The organism is Acidibrevibacterium sp. (assembly GCF_049965395.1).
Classification (GTDB): domain Bacteria; phylum Pseudomonadota; class Alphaproteobacteria; order Acetobacterales; family Acetobacteraceae; genus Acidibrevibacterium; species Acidibrevibacterium fodinaquatile.
On record NZ_JBMFWJ010000083.1, the window covers coordinates 3,099 to 5,114 of the forward strand.

The following is a 2,016-nucleotide window of genomic DNA, read 5'->3' on the forward strand; positions in this document are numbered from 1 at the left end:
CCCGCACCACCCGCGCCACCTGGTCCACTCGTCGGACCAGCGCCGGCGCCACCGGGCCCAGCGCTCGCTCCACCAGGACTGGCAAGTCTGTAGATAATTAATCTTAGCGAAGCGCTGTCTTAGCGCGCTGCGCTACGATACCCTCGGAGAAAATACGACTAATCTGGCGCGAAAATAAGTGTCCGCCCGCTCGATAGGAACCAAAACTTCTTAGTTTGCGTCATAGAAGTTGTGACCTGCCTGAATTCGGCATCGCGGGATTTTGACCGATAACCAGGCCCCGAGGTCAGCTATGCAGCCTGATTGCAATATGATGCCTGGTTGATAAGCCGATAGGCGCGGAATTATTTTACATTTTTGTCTGATGGAGCCTGCACGGTCCTGAACCGCAGCCGCCGAACAAAGGAGGTCTGCATGCGTCTGCTTTGCGTCCATCCCGGCCCGCTGATGTATACCAAGGTCTTTCTTCGCCTCGAGCCGCTGGGGCTGGAATTGGTCGCGGCGTCGGCGCTTGCCGTGGGTCATGCGGTGCGGCTGATCGACCTGCAGGTCGAGAGCCATCGCGCCTATTTTCGTGAAATCGGCCGCTGGAGGCCAGATGTCATTGCGTTTTCCTGTAACTACCTTGCCAATGTGCCGGAGATCGTCGATCTCGCCAAGGAGACGAAACATCGCTGGCCCAATGGCCGCATCGTTGTTGGCGGGCACAGCGCTTCTTTTGTCGCCCACGCCCTTCTCGAACACGGTGATGGCGCGATCGACTGCGTTTTGCGCGGGGAAGGCGAGGCGGCGATGCCGCTCTTGCTCGCAACCCTCGCGCGCGGGGGAGCGCTTCACGACGTGCCCGGCGCCGTAACACCGGAAGGCGAGGGCCCCAAGCCGGTTTTTGTCGAGGATTTGAACGCGCTCCGCCCGGCCCGGCACTTGCTCCGCCATCGCCGGAAATATTTCATTGGTCCGCTCGACCCCTGTGCCTCGATCGAGTTCTCGCGCGGTTGCCCGTGGGACTGCACGTTTTGCAGTGCCTGGACCTTCTATGGCCGGAGCTACCGGCTGATCGATCCGGAACACGCGGTTGCGGATCTCAAAACCATACGCGAGCCGGGCGTGTTCATTGTCGATGACGTCGCTTTCATCCGACCTGAGCATGGGATGGCGATCGGCGAAGCGATCGCCCGGCGCGGTCTGCGCAAAGAGTACTATCTCGAAACCCGGGGCGACGTTCTGCTGCGCAACAAAGACGTGTTCCGATTCTGGAAAACGCTTGGTCTTAGTTATCTCTTTCTCGGCCTCGAGGCGATCGACGAGGAGGGCCTTGCGCGGTATCGCAAACGGGTACCGCTCAGCCGGAATTTCGAGGCTCTGGAATTCGCCCGCTCACTTGGGATCCATGTCGCGGTCAATATCATCGTCGATCCCGATTGGGATGAGGCACGCTTCGCGGCGGTAAGACAATGGTGTCTCGAAGTGCCGGAAATCGTCAATATCAGCGTCAACACCCCCTATCCCGGCACCGAAAGCTGGATGACGGAAGAACGGCAGCTGACGTCGCGCGATTACCGGCTTTTCGACATCCAGCACTGCGTGTTGCCAACGAAGCTGCCGCTTGCGGAATTCTACCGTGAACTCGTCGCGACACAGCGCGTTTTGAACATGAAGCATCTCGGTTGGCGCACCTTGCTTGGGACTGCGGGCCTGGTTGCACGCCATCTGCGCCGCGGCCAGACGAATTTTTTACAAAGCCTGTTCCGCTTCAACTCTGTCTATGATCCCGCGAAATTGCTCGCCGACCACACATTGCCGGTCGCTTACGAGGTGCCACTGCCCACGACCACCGTTCCGAGCAAACGCGCGGCCTTTTATGTTCATCAAGCGCGCGGGGAACGTGATCGCGCGCTCGATGCCGGCACACGGCGCTTTGTTGTTGAGGCCGGCGCGAGACCCTTCGACGAGGAGGCGTAATACCATGTGTGGACGCCCCCTGGGGTTCAATGGGTCGGACGAGAGATGAGCTTC

General features: G+C 59.7%; 1 protein-coding gene. It reads left to right on the plus strand.

The window, feature by feature from the left end; translation table 11 throughout:
- The first annotated feature begins 414 nt into the window (after positions 1-414).
- Complete coding sequence (hpnR, locus tag ACP5M5_RS14205) at positions 415-1,962, plus strand: hopanoid C-3 methylase HpnR (protein ID WP_427938430.1); 1,548 nt, start codon at positions 415-417, stop codon at positions 1,960-1,962.
- Positions 1,963-2,016: the final 54 nt, after the last annotated feature.

Bases quoted from the DNA above. Each gene is read 5' to 3' on its own strand.
- hpnR (WP_427938430.1), top strand. From the start codon at position 415: ATGCGTCTGCTTTGCGTCCATCCCGGCCCGCTGATGTATACCAAGGTC.